The following is a 17,144-nucleotide window of genomic DNA, read 5'->3' on the forward strand; positions in this document are numbered from 1 at the left end:
TTCGGGATTCCGTAGGATGTGGCCGGTGGGGTGGGAGGCGCTCGGGCAGTGGGGTGAAGACGCCGCTCGCGTCGAACCGCTGAGTGGCGGCGTGGCCAACGACGTGTGGAGCGTGCGTGTCGACGGGCGCCTCGCGGTTGGTCGTCTCGGCTCCAGGAGCGATGCTGATCTTGCGTGGGAGACCGGACTCCTCCAGTACCTCGACCGTGAAGGTCTGACCGTGCCGGTGCCGATCCCGACTATGGACGGCCGGCTGTTCGCCGACGGTCTGGTGGTGATGACCTACCTGGAGGGCGGGCCGCCCGAGACGCCGGCCGACTGGCGTCGCGTGGCCGAAACGCTCCGCGAGCTGCATCGGCTGACGAAGGGCTGGCCGCAGCGCCCAGGCTGGCGATCGTCGACCGACCTCCTGCATGCCGAGACCGGGACGAAGATCGACCTCAATGCGATGCCCTCTGAGGGCGTTGCTCGATGCCGGGCGGCGTGGGCGCGGCTCACCGGACGTCAGACCTGCGTCGTGCACGGCGACCCTAACCCTGGCAACGTTCGCATGACCGCCAATCATGTTGGGCTGATCGACTGGGACGAGGCGCACGTCGACGTGCCCGACCTCGACCTCGTGCTGCCCGGCAACGCCGCCGGCCTCGACGACGGCGCGCTCGACATCGCCGCGCAAGCTTCGGCCGCATGGGAAGCCGCCGTCTGCTGGGACGACGAGTACTCAGTCAGGCGGCTCGCCGAAGTTCGGCCGGTCTGAGCACGCATTGAAAAACGGCCGGCCATCGCTGGCCGGCCGTTCGCAGAATTCGTCTTTAGTTGGCAGTACGGAGCTCCGTGCCCTGGGCGAACTGGGTGGCGAAGCGCTCCTTGAGTGCGTCGAGCTCCGAGAAGTCCGCCTGGTGCATCGACTCCGAACCCTCGGCGGCGAAGACGTGGTCGTCGACGGAGGCGTCGTGGCTGTAGTTGGTGTAGTCGTCCGACTCGTAGTGCACCGTCGGGCCCTGGTCGAACTCGACGTGGTGGCCCTGCGAGAAGTCCGTGGACTCGGAAGCGGAGTGGTCGGCCTCGTACACGCCGAACTGGCTGTTGTAGTCGGCCTCGGAACCCTCGGCCTGGTGCAGCTGGTCCAGCTCGCCGCTCTCCTGGCCCGCCTCGTACTGCCCGTAGTCAACGTCGCTCATTGCTCTATCTCCTCATTCACAAAACCCTTGTCGGTGTTGAGAAGAACGGTAGAAGCCACGAGATCGACTTTGCTCCCGGGAACGTGCCACGACGGGCTAGAAGCGGCGGCGGAACCAGTTGCGGATCAGGCGGATCGTGATGACGAGCATGAAGAGGTACACGACCGCGCGGACTGTGTCGGCCGGGGTGTTGCGGCCGGTGTACGACCACATGCCGTAGAAGAAGTACAGGACGTCCGCGATCAGGGCGCTCAGGACCAGCCAGGTGCTGCGGCGACGGCGGCGGCGCTCCGCGGTCGGGTCGTACGCGTTGTAGTTGATGATCTGGGGGCCCGAGCCCTGGTTAGCGTTGACGATGCCGCCTGAGCTGGCGTGGTTTTGCTGGTTGTAGTGGCCGCTCATCTGGTCCATCCCTGAGGCGTGTTGTAGATGATCATCGGACCGGGGCCCTGGTTGGCGTACACCGTGCCGCCGGAATCGGCCGTGTTCGACTGGTGGTAGGTGGCCTCGTGCGGGGGTGGCGCGGCCTCGGGGGTGAAGTCGTCGAGGACGGCGAACGCGAACGCCGCGGCGTGGCGGGCCGCCGTGAGCCGGCGGGCCTCGTCGTCGGGGGCGGACCGGTCGTCGAGCAGGTCCGAGATGCCGCGGACGACGAGGGTGGCGAGGCCGGTGTTGACATACGCGCCGTGGAGGAAGCCGTAGCTCTCCATATCGACGGCCAGGGCGTCGCCGCAGTGGCGGGTCAGGAAGGCGGCCGTCGTCGAGCGGCCGCCGGCGATCACCTTGCTGCCGGCGGCGATCGGTTTGACGAACGCGCGCGGGCGGCGGGCCGGCGAGTGCGCGCGGATGCGATCCTGCCAGCGGTTCCCGCGGACCACCGCCTGCGCCCGCTGGACCAGCGCGAACGACGGCGCGGCGGTCTTGATCCGCGGGTGGTACTCGTCGTCGCCGGCCCGGCCGGTCTCGTAGTCGTAGACCGCGTCGGCGGCGACCACGTCGCCGTGCGTGACGTCCTTGCGGCCGCCGGCGATGCCGACGAACATCGCGACGTCGGGGCGCAGCGCGGTCACGGCGCGCTCGAGCAGGATGCCGGCTCCCGGATTGCCGGGGCCGACCTGCGCGACGGCGACCGTCCAGGCGTTGTCGCGGCCGAACGTGCCCACGTCGAAGATCAGGCCGCGCTCGGTGCGCTCGGTCAGCGGGCCGGACAGGTGCTCGACGACGGCCGCATGCTCGACCTCGAGCGCCGTCAGGACGACCGATATCACAGTACTGATGGTTCAGCACGGGCCGTTCGAAGCGAATCGGTCGAGGCGCCGGGGCCGGCACCCGGAAGGATTAACCCGTTCCGGCTATGACAGGGCCTTGGCGATCGTGGCGGCGGCGGTGGTGACCTCGCCGGGGACCGTGGCCGGGTCCAGCTCCGTCAGGGCGACCACGCCGACGCTCGCCTCGAGGCCCTCGACGCCCGGGACGGCGGCCGCCACGCCGTGGGCGCCCTGTTGCAGTTCGCCCGTTGTCGTGATGGCGGTGAAGTCGCCGCGGCGGCCGGCGAGGATCGCCTTGCCCGCGGCGCCGGACTCCAGCGGATGGCGGGAGCCCGTGCGGTACGCCACGTGAAACTGCGTCCAGCTCGGCTCCACGACGGCGAGGGCATAGGCCTCACCCCCATCGGCGATGGTCAGGTGTGCGGTGGCGCCCACCGACTCGGCGAGGCGGCGCAGGGCGGGTAACGCAGCGTCGGCGACCAGCGGCTGGGCGCGACGGGCCAGGTGGAGCACGCCGGCGCCGAGGCGGAGGCGGCCCGAGCGGTCGCGGCGGATCATGCCGTGCTCGGAGAGGGTCGCGGCCAGGCGGTAGACGACGGCGCGGCCGACGCCCAGATGGGTCGCGGCCTCGGTCATCGTCAGGCCGGCGGGGGAGTCGGCGACGAGGTGGAGGAGGCGCAATCCGCGGTCCAGGGTCTGCGCCGTCTCGGTTGCCACCCACACAGGCTATGTGAACCGGCGATGTCGGTACTCCGGCCGCCGTGCGAAACAGCCGCGGCGGCTACTCTTGCACGTGTGACCCTACGCCTGTATGACACCGCCACCCGATCGGTCCGGGACTTCGTCCCGAAGACGCCCGGGCAGGTCGGCATCTACCTGTGTGGGCTCACCGTGCAGGCCGGCCCGCACATCGGGCACCTGCGCTCCGGCGTCAACTATGACGTGCTGCGCCGGTGGTTCGCCAAGTCCGGCTACCAGGTGACGTTCATCCGCAACATCACCGACATCGACGACAAGGTGCTGCAGAAGGCGATCGAGGCCGGGCAGCCGTTCTGGTCGATCGCGTATGCCAACGAGCGGCTGCTGTCGGCCACCTACCTGCGGCTGGGGGTGCTCCCGCCGACGTACGAGCCGCGCGCGACCGGCCACATCCCGGAGATGCACGAGCTGATCAAGCTGTTGATCGACGACGGGCACGCGTACGTGGCCACCGACGGCAGCGGCGACGTGTACTTCGACGTGCGCTCCTACCCGCAGTACGGGGAGCTGTCGGGGCAGAAGCCCGACGCCATGGAGCCGGCCGCCGACGGGCCCGCGCGGGCCAAGCGCGACCCGCGCGACTTCGCGCTGTGGAAGGGCACGAAGCCCGACGAGCCCGCCGACGCCAACTGGCCCTCGCCGTGGGGGCCCGGGCGGCCCGGCTGGCACATCGAGTGCTCCGCCATGTGCTGGCGCTACCTCGGCACCGAGTTCGACATCCACGGCGGCGGCCTGGACCTGCAGTTCCCGCACCACGAGAACGAGATCGCGCAGTCGAAGGCGGCCGGGCACGGCTTCGCCCGCTTCTGGGTGCACCACGCCCTGCTCAACCTCGGCGGGACCAAGATGGCCAAGTCGCTGGGCAACGTGGTGTCGCTGGAGACGCTGGAGGAGTCCGGCGTACGGGCGGTCGAGGTGCGGTACTACCTCCTCGCACCCCACTACCGCTCGGTGATCGACTACTCGCCCGAGGCGCTGGCGGAGTCGGCCACGGCGTACCGGCGGCTGGAGAACTTCGTGACGCGCGCCGCCGAGCAAGTCGGCGCCGGCGAGCTGGGTGAGGTACCAGCGGCGTTCGCGGAGGCGATGGACGACGACCTCAACACCTCGCGGGCCCTCGCGGTCGTGCACGATGCGGTGCGCGACGCCAACGCGGCGCTGACGGCGGCCGACGTGCCGGCCATCCGCGCTGCGCTGGCCGAGGTGCGGGCCATGCTGGACGTGCTCGGCGTCGACCCGCTGCACCCGCAGTGGCGCTCGGGCGAGGCCGGCGACCTGACGAAGGTCGTCGACTCGCTGGTGGCGCTCGCCCTCGAGCAGCGCGCCGCGGCGCGCACCCGCAAGGACTGGGCGGCCGCCGACTCGGTGCGCGACCAGCTCAAGCAGGCCGGCGTCGTGGTGGAGGACACCGCGGCCGGTCCACGATGGACGTTGGAGCACTGAACTTAGATGCCAGGAAATTCCGAGCGCCGCGGTAAGCGCGTCGCGTCGAAGAAGGGCGCCACCAAGGGCTCCGGCGGCAAGAACCGCCAGGGTCTGGCCGGGCGCGGCCGCACGCTGCCCGCCGACGAGAGGCCGTGGCACAAGGGGTACTCCGGGGACGAGGAGCTGCCGCAGCGCACCGCCTGGAAGCAGGACAAGGAGCGCCGGGCCGCGGCGGCCGAGGGGCGCGCCCCGAAGATCGGCCAGCCCGGGACCAAGCGCACGGCGGGCAAGGGGCCGTTCGGGGTCAAGAAGTCCGCCGTCGCGAAGAAGACGTCGACGCCGCGGGTGTCCCCGGGGCGCAAGTCCGCGCAGCCCAAGGAAGGCCCGGAGCTGCTCGTCGGGCGCAACCCCGTCGTCGAGGCGCTGCGCACGCACGTGCCGGCCACGGCGCTGTACGTCGCGCTCGGCATCGACATGGACGAGCGCGTCAAGGAGGCGGTGCGCACCGCGGCCGAGCGGGGCGTGGCCATCCTCGAGGTGTCCCGCAACGAGCTGGACCGCATGACGGGCGGGGTGCTGCACCAGGGCGTAGGCCTGCAGGTGCCGCCGTTCGCGTACGAGCCGTTCGCCGATCTGCTCGCCGCGTCGCTGGAGAGCCCGGCGCCGCTGCTCATCGCGCTCGACGGGATCACCGACCCGCGCAACCTCGGCGCGATCATCCGCTCCGCGGCGGCGTTCGGCGCCGACGGGGTCTTCCTCACCGAGCGTCGGTCCGCGGCGATCACGGCCACGGCGTGGCGTACCAGTGCCGGGGCCGCGGCTCGGGTCAAGGTGGCGCAGGTGACGAACCTGACCCGCTCCCTGAAGCAGTGCCAGGAGGAGGGCTTCATCGTCGCCGGGCTCGACGCCGACGGGGAGATGTCGCTGTACGAGCTGGAGGCCGCCGTCGGCCCGCTGGTCGTCGTGGTCGGCTCGGAGGGCCGAGGCCTGTCGCGGCTGGTCGGGCAGACCTGTGACCTGCGCGTCGGCATCCCGATGGTCTCCGATGTCGAGTCGCTGAACGCCTCCGTGGCCGCCGCCGTGACGCTCGCCGAGGTGGCCCGTCGTCGCGCTCAGTAGATCTTGAGGGGCGACCCTAGTATGGGCCGGTGACTCAGCCTCAGCAGGGCTTCGCCATCGGGGTCGATCTCGGCACGTCGAACACCGTCGCGGTGATCCGGCACCCCGACGGCCGCACCCGGCCGCTGCTGGTCGACGGCGCGCCGATCATGCCCTCCGGCGTGTACGTCGACGAGCACGGCCGGCTGCACGTCGGCCGCGACGCCCAGCGGATGGCCGGCCTCGATCCGTCCCGCTTCGAGCCCAACCCGAAGCGGCGCATCGACGAGCCGGCCGTCCTGCTCGGCGACCGCGAGATCGCGACCGTCGACCTGCTGGCGGCGATCCTGGCCGCGGTCGCCCGCGCCGCCGTCGAGGCGGTCGGCTTTCTGCCCGCCGCGGTGCTCACCCACCCCGCGGCCTGGGGCGGCCCGCGCCGCGAGGCCCTCGCCGAGGCGGCCCGCCGCGCCGGCTGGCCGCCGGTGAAGCTCGTGCCGGAGCCGGTCGCCGCCGCCCGGTACTTCGCCGACGTCCTGCGCCGCCCCGTCCCCGTCGGCGGCGCCCTCGCCGTCTACGACTTCGGCGGCGGCACCCTCGACGTCGCCGTGGTCCGCAACGACGGCGGCCGCTTCACGGTCATCGCCTCCGGCGGCATCGAGGATCTCGGCGGCCTCGACGTCGACGCCGCGATCGTCGAGCACCTGAGCGGGTTCATCGGCCCGGCCCCGTTCCTGGTGGCGCCGCAGACGACGACACAGCGCCGGGACCGGCGGCTGTTCTGGGACGACGTGCGCGGCGCCAAGGAGATGCTGTCGCGGACCACGGTCGCGCCGATCACCGTGCCGGGTCGCGACCAGGCGCTGCACCTGACGCGGGAGGAGCTCGAGCGGGTCACGGAGCCGCTGATCCGCCGCTCGGTGTGGCACACGGGCCACGTCATCCATTCGGCCGGTTTGCGCCCGGATCAGCTGGCGGGCCTTTTTCTGGTCGGTGGCTCCTCACGGTTGCCCCTGGCGGCACGGCTCTTGCATGCAGATCTTGGGATTGCGCCGACGGTACTCGAACAGCCCGAACTGCCGGTCGCAGAAGGCGCCTTGGCCGAGTTGATTCCAAACGGCTACGTTACCGAGAGCATCCCGGTTGCCCCGCCGACTGCTCCTGTTCCGCCGGTTTCACCGGCCTTCAGCGGTGTGCCCGTTTCGGCGCCTCCCGTCATGGCGCCCCCGGTTGTGCCCCCAGTGCGGCGCCGTCCCACGGCGTTGCTTGTCGCAGTTGCGGCCGCGGTCGTGGTGCTCGCGCTGGTTGCCGCGGGCGGGTATTGGTTCTTCTTCCGCGACCGCATCAACGCCGTGGACTTCAAGACGGTCACCAACGCCGGCGAGCTTGCGCTCGGCGGCGATGACAGCGCGATCACCTATCCGGTCGGTGCCACGCTCGGGTCGCGCACCTACGCCGGGTGGTATGCCGACAAGGCGTTCCATTTGGTCGCGTACGACCTCGACGACAAGAAGAAGGCGTGGGCGTATGACCTCACGACCGACACCTACCGCTGGACGCTGTATCCGAATGCGGGCGGGCTGATTCTGGTCGGCGATGGGGGTACCAAGGGAACCCTGAGGCTGCTGAACAACTCCAACGGCAAAGAGCGCGCGCAGATGGATTTTTCCACCTCCGCCGACCGCGTGCTGTTCCTTGACTCGGTGTTCGTGGTGCATTCCGGGGCGGCGAAGAAGAGCAGCGCGTACGCGTGGGACGGCGCCCCGAAGTGGTCGATCGACGACGACAAGAAGGGCACCATCATTCGCGGCCCGGTCAACGCCGCCGATGAGCGGGGCCCGGCCGACTTCAACGGCGACCCGACCAACCGCGACACCAAGTCCCGCACGACGTACGTCTCGGTCGACGGCGACAAAATCAACCTGCGCGACGCGGGTGACGGCGGCAAGATCCTGCGCAGCTGGAACGACAGCGCCGACAGCTACGCCGAGTACTACATGGCCGACGACCGGCTGTTCGTGTACGGCACCAGCTACAAGTACACGGTCAAGGTTTATGACCTGACGAAGCAGAGCGAGCCCGACCAGCTGTACGCCGGCGACGACAAGCACCGCGTCCTGGCCTTTGCCACCTGCGGCGCCGGCCGGGTCTGCGTGCTCGACTACGCCAACTCCGACGGTTCGGACACGAACGTGCACGGGCTGTCGATCGCGGAAAAGAAGGAGCTGTGGAAAGGCGAGGCCAAGGGCGCCGACACGCTGGTTCCGGTCGGCAAGCAGATCCTGGCCACGGACTCCCGCAACGGTTCCTCCAGCCGGCTGTACGGCGAGGACGGCAAACAGCTACTCAAGCAGGACGACCAGGGGACATTCGGGGTTCGCGTGACGAACGGGAGCCTGCTGTTCTTCGGGAAGGCCCCGTCGCCGTATCCGGCGGCGCTGTCGCTGGTCGGCGTGACGGCTTCCAGTGGTGAGCGGGTCGCGCTCGGGACGCTTCCCAAGGTGGCAAGCTCGAGCTGTTCGTGGAACGCCACGAAGATTGCGTGCCTCGCCGGCGCGAAGCTACAGGTCTGGGACTTTGCATAAAGAAGGGCGGCGCCTTGGCCAGGCGCCGCCCTTCGTTTAGCTACTTCAGATCCGGCGGCCCGTCGCCGCGTTGAAGGCGTGGTGCGTGTTCGCGTGCGGGCGGACGTACACGATCTCGGTTAGACGCGGCGTGCGGCGCGGGTCGGCGCGGACGACGAAGCGCTCGTCCTGGCCCTCCAGGGCCACGGTGCCGTGCACGTAGGCGTCGGAGCCGAGCTCCTCGACCAGGTCGACCGTGATCGGGATGCCGCCGTCGTTCGGCCCGACCAGGTCGGTGTCCTCGGGCCGGAACCCGACGGTCACGCGCCCGTTGGCCCCGTCCGACTGCGCCGCCGCAATCTGCTCGCGGGTCAGCGGCAGGATGACGTCGCCGAAGCGCCCACCCTGGTCGCTCAGCGGCACGGTCTTGATGTTCATGGCCGGCGAGCCCATGAAGCCGGCGACGAAGACGTTGGCCGGCCGGTCGTACAGCGCACGCGGCGAGTCGACCTGCTGCAGAACACCATCCAGCAGTACGGCCACCCGGTGCCCCATGGTCATGGCCTCGACCTGGTCGTGCGTCACGTACACGGTGGTGATGCCGAGCTTGGCCTGCAGCGTCGCGATCTGCGAACGGGTCTGGACACGGAGCTTGGCGTCGAGGTTCGACAGCGGCTCGTCCATGAGGAAGACCTGCGGCTCACGCACGATGGCGCGACCCATGGCGACACGCTGCCGCTGACCACCGGAGAGCGCCTTCGGCTTACGCCCGAGGTAGTCCTCGAGCTGCAGCATCGCCGCTGCCTCCTTGACGCGCCGGTCGATCTCGTGCTTCGGCGTCTTGCGCAGCTTGAGCGCGAAGGCCATGTTCTCGTACACCGTCATGTGCGGGTACAGCGCGTAGTTCTGGAACACCATCGCGATGTCGCGCGCCTTCGGCGGCAGGTGCGTGACGTTGCGCTCGTTGATGAGGATGTCACCGCTGTCGACGTCCTCGAGCCCCGCGAGCATGCGCAGCGAGGTCGACTTGCCGCAGCCGGACGGCCCAACCAGAACGAGGAACTCGCCGTCGCCGATCTCGAGGTCGAGCTGGTCGACCGCGGGCCGCGGGGTCCCCGGGTAGATCCGGGACGCCTTCGCGTACGTGACTGTAGCCATGGGGTAGCCACCTTCCACCGGCAGGAACGTGCCGGACGATCCGAGTAGAAGTACCTCCGGCCAGCGGCGGTGCGGGCGCGGAGTAGGCCAAAGGTTAAGCGCTGATGACGCCCCTGCCAAGTGAGAGACCCACATTGGCGCAGTTTTGGGTGGTTTTGCCCCGAGGTATCCTGAGCGCGGAGCGCCACGTGGAGCCGCTACGATCGTGCGGGTAGGCCGACGTGGCGCAACTGGCAGCGCACCCGACTTGTAATCGGAAGGTTGGGGGTTCAAGTCCCCCCGTCGGCTCTCCTGGTCAAACCCCTGGCCTGTTCGTTGTGTGCAATTTGTCGATCTTGGCGGACTTTACGCGAGTGCGCCGTGCTCATTCTGTGCTCGACGGGTGGGCGCAGCGAAAGACGAGCCCGCGGGCAACCGCGCGATCGCCGGGCTCAACTGCTATCCCCTCCAAGTTCGCCGAGTCGCGAGGCGGTGCTTCATCCCGCTGCTATTGCTGGCGGACCGTGTGCCACATGTCGACCTCGAGTTCGAGCCACGGCGCAGGGCACGCCTGAGGGTGTGGCGGGTACCCGGAGTGCGACAAGCAAGGCGATCGGAGACTCGCCGTTGGCGGTGCCGACGCTCGACGCCTCGTCGCGACCGTCGGCTTCGTCGACAGTGCCAAAGTGGTCAGCGGTTTCCATTGAGACCGTGACATCCACCAATTGAGCCGTGCAAGCGTCCACGGATTGGGTGGCGGCTTGGGGCCTTGCGGCAGCCCGTCGTTTCAACCGTCAGCTGTTAAAACTTGATGGCCGTCAACGGCATCGCGGTTGACGGCCGAACCGCTGGCACATCGGAGTTCCGCCCTTCGCGGTCAGTGCAAGCGTCAGTTCGGCCCTCGTCGGGAGACGTCATGCCGTGACTGTCGACGATTCACAGCAGCGGCGCGGAGGCGGCATCGTCCCGCCGTCGGCACCGACAGGCCGCCGCTGGCTGGCTAGAGTTTGGAGCGTGGATGGCAACGGAACGCACGACGATCTTCCGGAACTCGGGAAGCTCGAGTCGGTCAACGCCCGCGGCGTGTGGTCACATGAGGCGTACGACTTCACCCCGTGGTTGCTTGCAAACGCCGATGTCGTTGGCGAGGCGTTGGGAATGGATCTCGATCTTTCGACAGCCGAGCACCCTGTCGGGAGTTTTTCGCTCGATCTCATCGGGGTGGACCGCGCCACAGGAGAGAGCGTGATCATTGAGAATCAGCTCACTCCCACGGACCACTCACATCTCGGCCAGTTGCTGACCTATGCTGGCGGTACCAATGCCGTCAACGTGGTTTGGATCGCGACACGGTTTCGCGAGGAGCACCGGTCTGCGTTGGATTGGTTGAACAGCCGCACCGACGAGTCGACCAGGTTCTTTGGTGTCGAAATCGGCGTAGTGCGCATCGGCTCCTCTCTGCCTGCGCCGTTGCTCACGGTCGTAGCCCAGCCCAATGACTGGGGTAAGACAGTGAAGGCGAAAGCTGCGTCTGAAGGGCAGAGCGTACGCCAAGCGCTATACCACCAGTTCTGGACCTGGTTCCTTGATCAGCTGGTCGGACGGCACATTGGATGGACGCGCGCCCGGAAGGCGCAGTCACAGAACTGGTTGACGATGCCGTCGGGGACGGCGGGCCTGGTGTTCAACTGCTCGTTTGGTCGGGCGGGGCTGTGCAGCGAGGCATTCTTCCAAGATTCAGACGCGACAGTCAACGAGGCGCGATTCGCAGCAGCTGTCGCAGCGAGGGAGTCAATCGAGTCGACATATGGTGGGTCGTTGCAGTTCGAGCAACTGGTCGGTAGCAAGGGTTGCCGGATAGCTGACTACCGGCCCGGTCAGATCGGCCGCACCGAGCATTGGGACGACTACGCCGAGTGGTTCATTGCGCGCCAGACGCGTCTCAGAACGGCAATGGCCGGGATCTTCCAGATTTCGTCCACTGCCGGATAGTGGTCATGGCCGGTGTGGCCAGGGCTCTGCGACTACTGCTGGTTCGTGGGTACGGCGTTAGGACGCGAGCGCTGACAGACGGAGCGTGGTGTCCGGTTTGTCGGTGAGTTTCCATGGCTCGCAGGCTGCGGTGTCGAGATTGTAGGCCACATCAGTGATCCCAGGGGGGAGCCCGTCGGTGAAGGATTCGGCCGTGAGCCGGGGAAAGTCATGACGGACCTCATAGAGAGTCTGCGCGGTGATTCGCCAGGGGTGCTGGTAACGGCCGGCGTCCGCCGGTGACCATCCGGCAGCGGCGAGCCGCTGATTGAGTTCGTCGGTGCGGGCCTGGTCCCCTGCCACCTTCTGGCGAGTGGTGCTGATCATCGCGTCGAGGTTGACGCTTCCGAGCGGGTCGGGTGCGAACCTCAGGGAAAGCAGTAGCAGGGTGCCGGATTCCGGAGGCGCCAGTTGGTCGAGTGAACCGATGTAGTGGAGGGTGGGGCCGGTGGCCCTCCCGCATGTCTTCACTTCGACGGAAAGGCCGTCGCTGACGAAGTCGTGCCGCCCGCCGAGGGGCCCCTTCCAGGACTGGAGCGCCCGCAGTGTCACGGCAGGGAGCCAGTTGTTGAGCAGCCAGAGCTCACCCAGCAGACCGAGTTGGGCTTGTCTTCCGAGCCCGTCTGTGGATGCCGTCCAGAAGCGGCGCCATTGTTCGGCGACGGCGACGGCGACGGCGACGGCGACGGCGACGGCGACGGCGATGACGAGGGCGGAGTCGGCAATCTGGGACCTGGAGAGTGCCTTCAGGACGTCTCCAGTGAACGCGTTGAACATGCGCAGGAGCGTCGGCTCCGGACACGTGAGGTCCAGCCACAGCCCCTCTCCGGCGTGCCGGATGCGCAGCTGCCGCAGTTTGATCTGCAGGCCCCTTGCCGGTCGTGGCAGCGGAGGGCCGTTCCGATCCGGTATCGCTATCAGGAGATGGCGTGTTCCGTGTCCATCGATAGCAACGAGAACGGGACCGCCGGCCCAGTCTGTGAGCCGGTGTGCCTCCAGCAGAGGACCGAACGGTCGGGGAATCGAACTCCACAAGATCTCTAGTTCGGCGTCGCCCATGCCCGGTTTGTCTTCTTCGAGCGTCATGAGGTGACGGGTCCGGCCGAGCCGACCACGTACCGGATGGTGGCCGGGCTCTCCGACGCTGGAAAGCTGATCGCCATGCCGATCACTGTGCCGCCCCGTTCATCGGGGTTCTCGAACAGGTTCTGTTTGGGTGGTCCCTTACGTTCGGACGGCGGTGCGTCAGTCTCGCGGGGTCTGCTGTACTTGCTGATCGGGTAGAGCAGCAGCAGGCCTTCGGTAGCGGGTCTCCGGTGGCGCAGCGCCACCGGATAGCTCACGTCACTCGCCTCAGTCATCTCGGCAGCCCATTTCCGATCGACGTCGGTAAGGCCGATGTCCTCGTCACCGGCTCCCGGGTTCTTGCGGCTCACCGGGTTGACGAGTGTGCCGATGCTCGAGTCCGACTGTCCGTCGCGTGCCCGGCTGATGCACGCGACCCGCTCATGACCGGCGATCCGGAGGTCTTCACTGCCCAGCAGGGCGTCCTCGGACTGACGTGCCCGGACGGCGACCCGCCAGCGGGTCAACTCGTGATGTTTCGTCTGGGCGGCGATGTACTCACGAAGGTCGAGACTTGATCGTTGAGAGCCCGGCGCGGTCTGGTAGCCGGTCTCGCCGCCAAGGAACTGCTCGATCGTCCGCCAGTCGACGTCCTTCCAGGCAGGAAGTCCGTCGCGGCTGACAGCGTTCGGGGTGCCGAGGCGGCTCAACAGCAACCGGGTTGCTTCGACGTTTCTGCTCAGCCAATCCGGGTCATCCAGCCGGAAGATGATGGTCTGGAAGAGCGTGCCGGAGAAGTCGTAGCTGATCTCCTGACCGCTACCCATCCGGTTGCTCGCGGTGATACGCATCGACTCGTGGGCACGGATTCGTGGCGCGAAGTCTCGCGGGGTCCTGCCCAGTACCTCGTAGAGGCGGATCTCGCGGCGGAGATCCTCCTCCGCTGTCGCGAGATCTCGGAACCGCTGGCGAAGGTCATCGGTGGTCCACAGGCGTGTCAGGTCGACGTAGTCCTCGCGGTAGCCGAACCATCGACCCATCTGTAGCAGGGTGTCGAAGTAGTTCGCCGCTCGGACGTAGTAAGACACGAGCAGACCTTCGATCGTCAGGCCGCGTGAGAGCTTGTTGCCGCCGACGACCACAGCGCGGAGATCTGGATTGCGTCCGTAGTCCAGCTCATCGCTCGAGCGGTTGTGCAGAACGAGGACGGGGATCTCGCCGCGGAAGATTCTGGATAGCGCAGGCTCAATGTCCTGGAACGACAGCTCACGCTCCGGCGCGATCGACATGGTGACCGGGACGAACTTTTCCTGCCAGCGGCGAGCCAGCTCCGGTCCGGTGGTTGCAGCATCGTACCGCCACCGTTGACGTAGCACAGCGAGGCGTTCGCGGACGAGCGCCGCGATCGCGTCTTGCTGGTAGGTGTAGGGGGAGCCGTGGATCAACATCGCCGACGCTGGCAGTGCCCCGGTGCGGGTGTCACGGGCGGCCATGGCGAGGATGAAGTCGGCCAAGGCGTCGTCGATGCTGCTGGGAAGCTCACTCACCGGTGCGGCGCCGCGTGCCGGCGTGACTATTCGGGCTTCGTGGTCGGGGACTCGGCGTATGACGTCGAAGCCCGGTACGTCCTCCCCTCCTTCGCCGGCGAGGGCCTCACGGCCGAACAGGCGCTCGGGTCCGTAGTAGCCGGCGGGTGGTGGGAGCGACACTATGAAATCGCGCGGGTAGAGGTCCTCAGCGACCTCGCGGTCCATCGCCTCATGGTTGATCAGGACGTTGGCGAAAGGGGTGGCGGTGTAGCCCACGTAGCTGGCACGGCGCAGGCGGTGCAGCAGGCGCCGGATTAAGCCGTTGATCACCGAGGGGTTGATCTCCTCGGCCTGCGTCTGGGGTGCGACTCGGGCGAGTCCGTCCACGGCTGTCTCAACGTCGTCGGCCAGGAGATCCACGACCTCCTCAAGCGGTCGGTTACCGCCCGTATTGATGCTCGCCTGGTCGGCTTCGTCGTCGACGACCAGTACCGGCGGATGGACGGGTTGCCGCTCTTCGAGCCAGTTGACCAGTCGGCGCAGGACGCTTGCGTTCTTCTTGATGACGAAGATCAGCGGAACGCTGCCCTGCAGCAGGCTCGGATCGGCGGTTCCGGGGTGGAAGTCCTGCCAGATCTCCGCTCCCGTCATTCTGATGATCTGCCGATGGGGTTCCGGCGCACCGACCCCCCGTCGACCCGGCTCGTCGGGCGCGAGGCCGAGTTCGTCCTCCAGCCGCAGCTGGGTCTGGCGGCGGAGTGAGTTGTGGATGCCGGACAGCACGATGACGATGCGGTACCCGGCGTCATACGCCTTGGCGATGAGTGCCGTGAAATTCGCCGTCTTGCCGCTCTGCACGTACCCGACGACCAAGCCTCTGACCTGGAAGGTGGACGGCCCACCCGGCCGGGGATCCTCCAGCATTGACAGGATCCGGTCTGTCGCGGTGTCGATCGCGTCGATCGCGCTCTCGGTGCGGCCCCGCTCCAGCAGGAGCCAGTCCCGTAGCCGCGGCCAGTAGTAGCCGGCCGCAGGGTCGTGGGTCTCGAACCACGGTCTTGGGCCACCGCGTGACAGGACCGTCACCGGTTCGAGTGTGACCCTGTCCGCCGACCATCGGCGGCCTATTTCCTCGCGCATCCCAGGAGGGACGAACTGCTGCAGGACCTGCTCGAGCGTCAGGCCCGTACTCATCCCGGCTCGAACGACGCGCATGTACGTTTCGATCGGCAGGTCGGCTGGCTGCTCACCATCCGAGCTCATCGGCGACCTCCGGTTCGCTACGTCGTAGTTCGGCTCTAATGCGCTCGAGGGCTTCGCTCTGGCCGGCACGTTGCGCCGCGCGTTGGAGCGCTGCGGCAGTCCCCGAGAGTGTCGCAGCCGTGACTATCGTGAACGGTGCGGACGTCGCGGCTGCGGGAGCGCGGCCGTTGCCGGCTGCGTTGCTGACCGGTGTAGTGCCCTCCGGGGCACCGTTTGCCGCCGCACCGGGAGATGAGTGGTCTGCTGCGCCTTGCGTCGTAGACGGTGAGGCGTCCGGGGACGGGTTGGCAGGCCGTGGCTGTCCGGCACGCGGCTGCTTGGCTGCCCGATCGCCGCCGCTGCGGTAGCGTTCCTGTGCGCGTTTGGTGAGAGCGGCGACAGGTCGTTCGAGGCGCTCCTTGAGCGTTTCAGGGAGCCGGACGCGCATCTTCGAGATGTTGATTTCGAAGATCTCGTCCAAGTCTGGCCAGAAGTCCAGTGCTGCTCTTGCGAGCTTCGTGTGCTCGTCCTGTGTGCGCATCCGTGACCAGCCGCCGGACTGGATCAACCGGTCGCCCCGGTAAATATAGAAACCCTGCTGGCGGTTCCAGTTGTTCGGGCCGCTGGCCCGCCGCCAGGCCCCGTCACTGCTGAACTCACGTTGTGGGGGCAGGACGAATGGCGTGAACCGGACCAAGCCCTTGCCCACCTGGAACTGCTGTTCCGGGAGCGGTTCGCATTTCGGTTCGGCACGTACGAACGGGTCCCACGGCTCGACGTCGGTTCCGTTGATGGTGATCTGTAGCTTCTTCCGGCGACGTCGTGTTGTGCCAGCGATGAACCGCCCGAAGACCATACCGAGGTGCAGGTCGAGCTCCTCTGCGAGGCGGAGTAGCCGCTTCTGCGCCCATGCCCCCCAGGGATCGTTGAGATTGAGGACGCGGTCCAGGTCCTCCCACAGGACGACCGTCCCGGTGTTGTCCATGAGCGGCCGGGTGAGGACCTCCGGCCGCTCCGTGCCGGACAGGTGCAGGATGCTCCAGCGGTCTGTCTGGGTCACGTGGTTCAGGTCCAAGCGGCGGACCTCGATGTTCCGGCGGTCCGGGTTCGTCCGGCTGGCCACGCTGAGGACCCGGCACTGTGAAAGGCTGGCCGTCTTGAGTCCTAGGCCGAACCTGCCGAGGTCGGAGTCGTCGTAGTCGCGCGCGGTTCCGAGGCGCATCGCTTCGGATATTTGCGTACCGCTCATTCCGTCGCCGTCGTCGACGATCCGGACCCATGATCGGGGACCGTCGAAGTGGATGGTGATGGAGATCCGGGTCGCACGGTGGCTGATGCTGTTGTCGATGAGGTCGGCGACGGCGTTGGTGAATTCGTAACCTAGGTCTCGTAGGGAGTTCATCAGCCGAGCGGCGCTCGGGATGATCTCTTCGCTTCTCACGCGCGTCTACGCTCCCAGTCCGTATTTACAGCCGACCTGTCAATGCTGGGACCCCCTGCGGTTCGGAGCCGCACGGCTTGGTGGACAGTCCCGGATCCGGATCGACCCGTCAACGTGGGGCATGCCGCGTCGAAATCCGCGCTTGATCTTAAGGCACCTGTCCACAATCGTGTCCCTGCTCGGCGCAATGCGCACCGACGTAACGGGGCAAGTACCCGGCATATTAGCCTTCTTCCTGCTGTGTCTGGTTCGCCCGTTCGGACGAGAGAGTCCGGGTGCCTTGGGTCGGTTGACCGGGCAGTCGCCATTCCGCCGTACCGGCCGGTACACCCCGGCTGAACCCGAGACGGGTCCTGGCGTGCGCGTCCGCGTCGTGCAGCCAGTCGGTGATCACAGCGAACGACGAC

General features: G+C 67.8%; 13 protein-coding genes and 1 tRNA gene. 6 read left to right on the forward strand and 8 right to left on the reverse strand.

What is annotated here, in order from left to right; genetic code table 11:
* Positions 1-16: 16 nt before the first annotated feature.
* Positions 17-757: a phosphotransferase enzyme family protein gene (locus ACQEVU_RS52385; RefSeq protein ID WP_433338248.1), complete on the forward strand. Its 741-nt coding sequence runs from the start codon at positions 17-19 to the stop codon at positions 755-757.
* Positions 758-812: 55 nt separating this feature from the next.
* Here the strand turns inward: ACQEVU_RS52385 and ACQEVU_RS52390 are convergent, their stop codons facing one another.
* The 4 genes from ACQEVU_RS52390 to ACQEVU_RS52405 form a co-directional block, all read right to left on the reverse strand.
* Entirely contained in the window at positions 813-1,181 is a 369-nt protein-coding gene (locus ACQEVU_RS52390) for a hypothetical protein (RefSeq protein WP_433338250.1), read from the reverse strand.
* A 96-nt stretch (positions 1,182-1,277) separates the two neighbouring features.
* Positions 1,278-1,583, reverse strand: coding sequence for a hypothetical protein (locus ACQEVU_RS52395; RefSeq protein ID WP_433338252.1), 306 nt, complete (start codon positions 1,581-1,583; stop codon positions 1,278-1,280).
* The gene (locus ACQEVU_RS52400) at positions 1,580-2,449 is read right to left on the reverse strand and encodes a phosphorylase (protein WP_433338254.1); all 870 of its coding nucleotides are present in this window, start codon (positions 2,447-2,449) and stop codon (positions 1,580-1,582) included. The genes ACQEVU_RS52395 and ACQEVU_RS52400 overlap by 4 nt, the downstream gene beginning before the upstream one ends.
* Positions 2,450-2,533: 84 nt before the next feature.
* Positions 2,534-3,166: an IclR family transcriptional regulator gene (locus ACQEVU_RS52405; RefSeq protein ID WP_433338256.1), complete on the reverse strand. Its 633-nt coding sequence runs from the start codon at positions 3,164-3,166 to the stop codon at positions 2,534-2,536.
* A gap of 78 nt (positions 3,167-3,244) precedes the next feature.
* On the opposite strand from ACQEVU_RS52405, the gene cysS reads away from it, so the two are divergent.
* From cysS to ACQEVU_RS52420, 3 genes are read left to right on the forward strand one after another with little or no spacing between them, the layout of a single operon-like run.
* The gene (gene cysS, locus ACQEVU_RS52410; protein WP_433338258.1) at positions 3,245-4,651 is read left to right on the forward strand and encodes a cysteine--tRNA ligase; all 1,407 of its coding nucleotides are present in this window, start codon (positions 3,245-3,247) and stop codon (positions 4,649-4,651) included.
* Positions 4,652-4,657: 6 nt separating this feature from the next.
* Positions 4,658-5,752 carry a 23S rRNA (guanosine(2251)-2'-O)-methyltransferase RlmB gene (gene rlmB / locus ACQEVU_RS52415; protein WP_433338260.1) on the forward strand — a complete coding sequence of 365 codons (1,095 nt, stop codon included), beginning with the start codon at positions 4,658-4,660 and terminating at the stop codon, positions 5,750-5,752.
* 29 nt (positions 5,753-5,781) lie between these two features.
* Complete coding sequence (locus tag ACQEVU_RS52420) at positions 5,782-8,313, forward strand: Hsp70 family protein (protein WP_433338262.1); 2,532 nt, start codon at positions 5,782-5,784, stop codon at positions 8,311-8,313.
* A gap of 45 nt (positions 8,314-8,358) precedes the next feature.
* On the opposite strand, the gene ACQEVU_RS52425 is transcribed toward ACQEVU_RS52420, so the two are convergent.
* Positions 8,359-9,450: an ABC transporter ATP-binding protein gene (locus ACQEVU_RS52425; RefSeq protein ID WP_433338264.1), complete on the reverse strand. Its 1,092-nt coding sequence runs from the start codon at positions 9,448-9,450 to the stop codon at positions 8,359-8,361.
* A 215-nt stretch (positions 9,451-9,665) separates the two neighbouring features.
* On the opposite strand from ACQEVU_RS52425, the gene ACQEVU_RS52430 reads away from it, so the two are divergent.
* Together ACQEVU_RS52430 and ACQEVU_RS52435 are read left to right on the forward strand one after the other, a co-directional pair.
* A tRNA-Thr gene (locus tag ACQEVU_RS52430) sits at positions 9,666-9,738 on the forward strand.
* 705 nt (positions 9,739-10,443) lie between these two features.
* Positions 10,444-11,421: a DUF4268 domain-containing protein gene (locus ACQEVU_RS52435; protein WP_433338266.1), complete on the forward strand. Its 978-nt coding sequence runs from the start codon at positions 10,444-10,446 to the stop codon at positions 11,419-11,421.
* Between the two features lie 57 nt (positions 11,422-11,478).
* Here ACQEVU_RS52435 and ACQEVU_RS52440 read toward each other — a convergent pair whose 3' ends face one another.
* The 3 genes from ACQEVU_RS52440 to ACQEVU_RS52450 are packed head-to-tail and all read right to left on the reverse strand — an operon-like array spanning position 11,479 to position 16,737.
* Positions 11,479-12,519, reverse strand: coding sequence for a PD-(D/E)XK motif protein (locus tag ACQEVU_RS52440; RefSeq protein ID WP_433338268.1), 1,041 nt, complete (start codon positions 12,517-12,519; stop codon positions 11,479-11,481).
* A gap of 23 nt (positions 12,520-12,542) precedes the next feature.
* The gene (locus tag ACQEVU_RS52445; protein WP_433338270.1) at positions 12,543-15,317 is read right to left on the reverse strand and encodes a Z1 domain-containing protein; all 2,775 of its coding nucleotides are present in this window, start codon (positions 15,315-15,317) and stop codon (positions 12,543-12,545) included.
* A complete protein-coding gene (locus tag ACQEVU_RS52450) occupies positions 15,301-16,737 on the reverse strand; it encodes an ATP-binding protein (RefSeq protein ID WP_433338272.1) in 1,437 nt (478 codons plus the stop codon). The genes ACQEVU_RS52445 and ACQEVU_RS52450 overlap by 17 nt, the downstream gene beginning before the upstream one ends.
* Positions 16,738-17,144: the final 407 nt, after the last annotated feature.

The organism is Dactylosporangium sp. CA-139066, from assembly GCF_050936175.1.
GTDB lineage: Bacteria > Actinomycetota > Actinomycetes > Mycobacteriales > Micromonosporaceae > Dactylosporangium.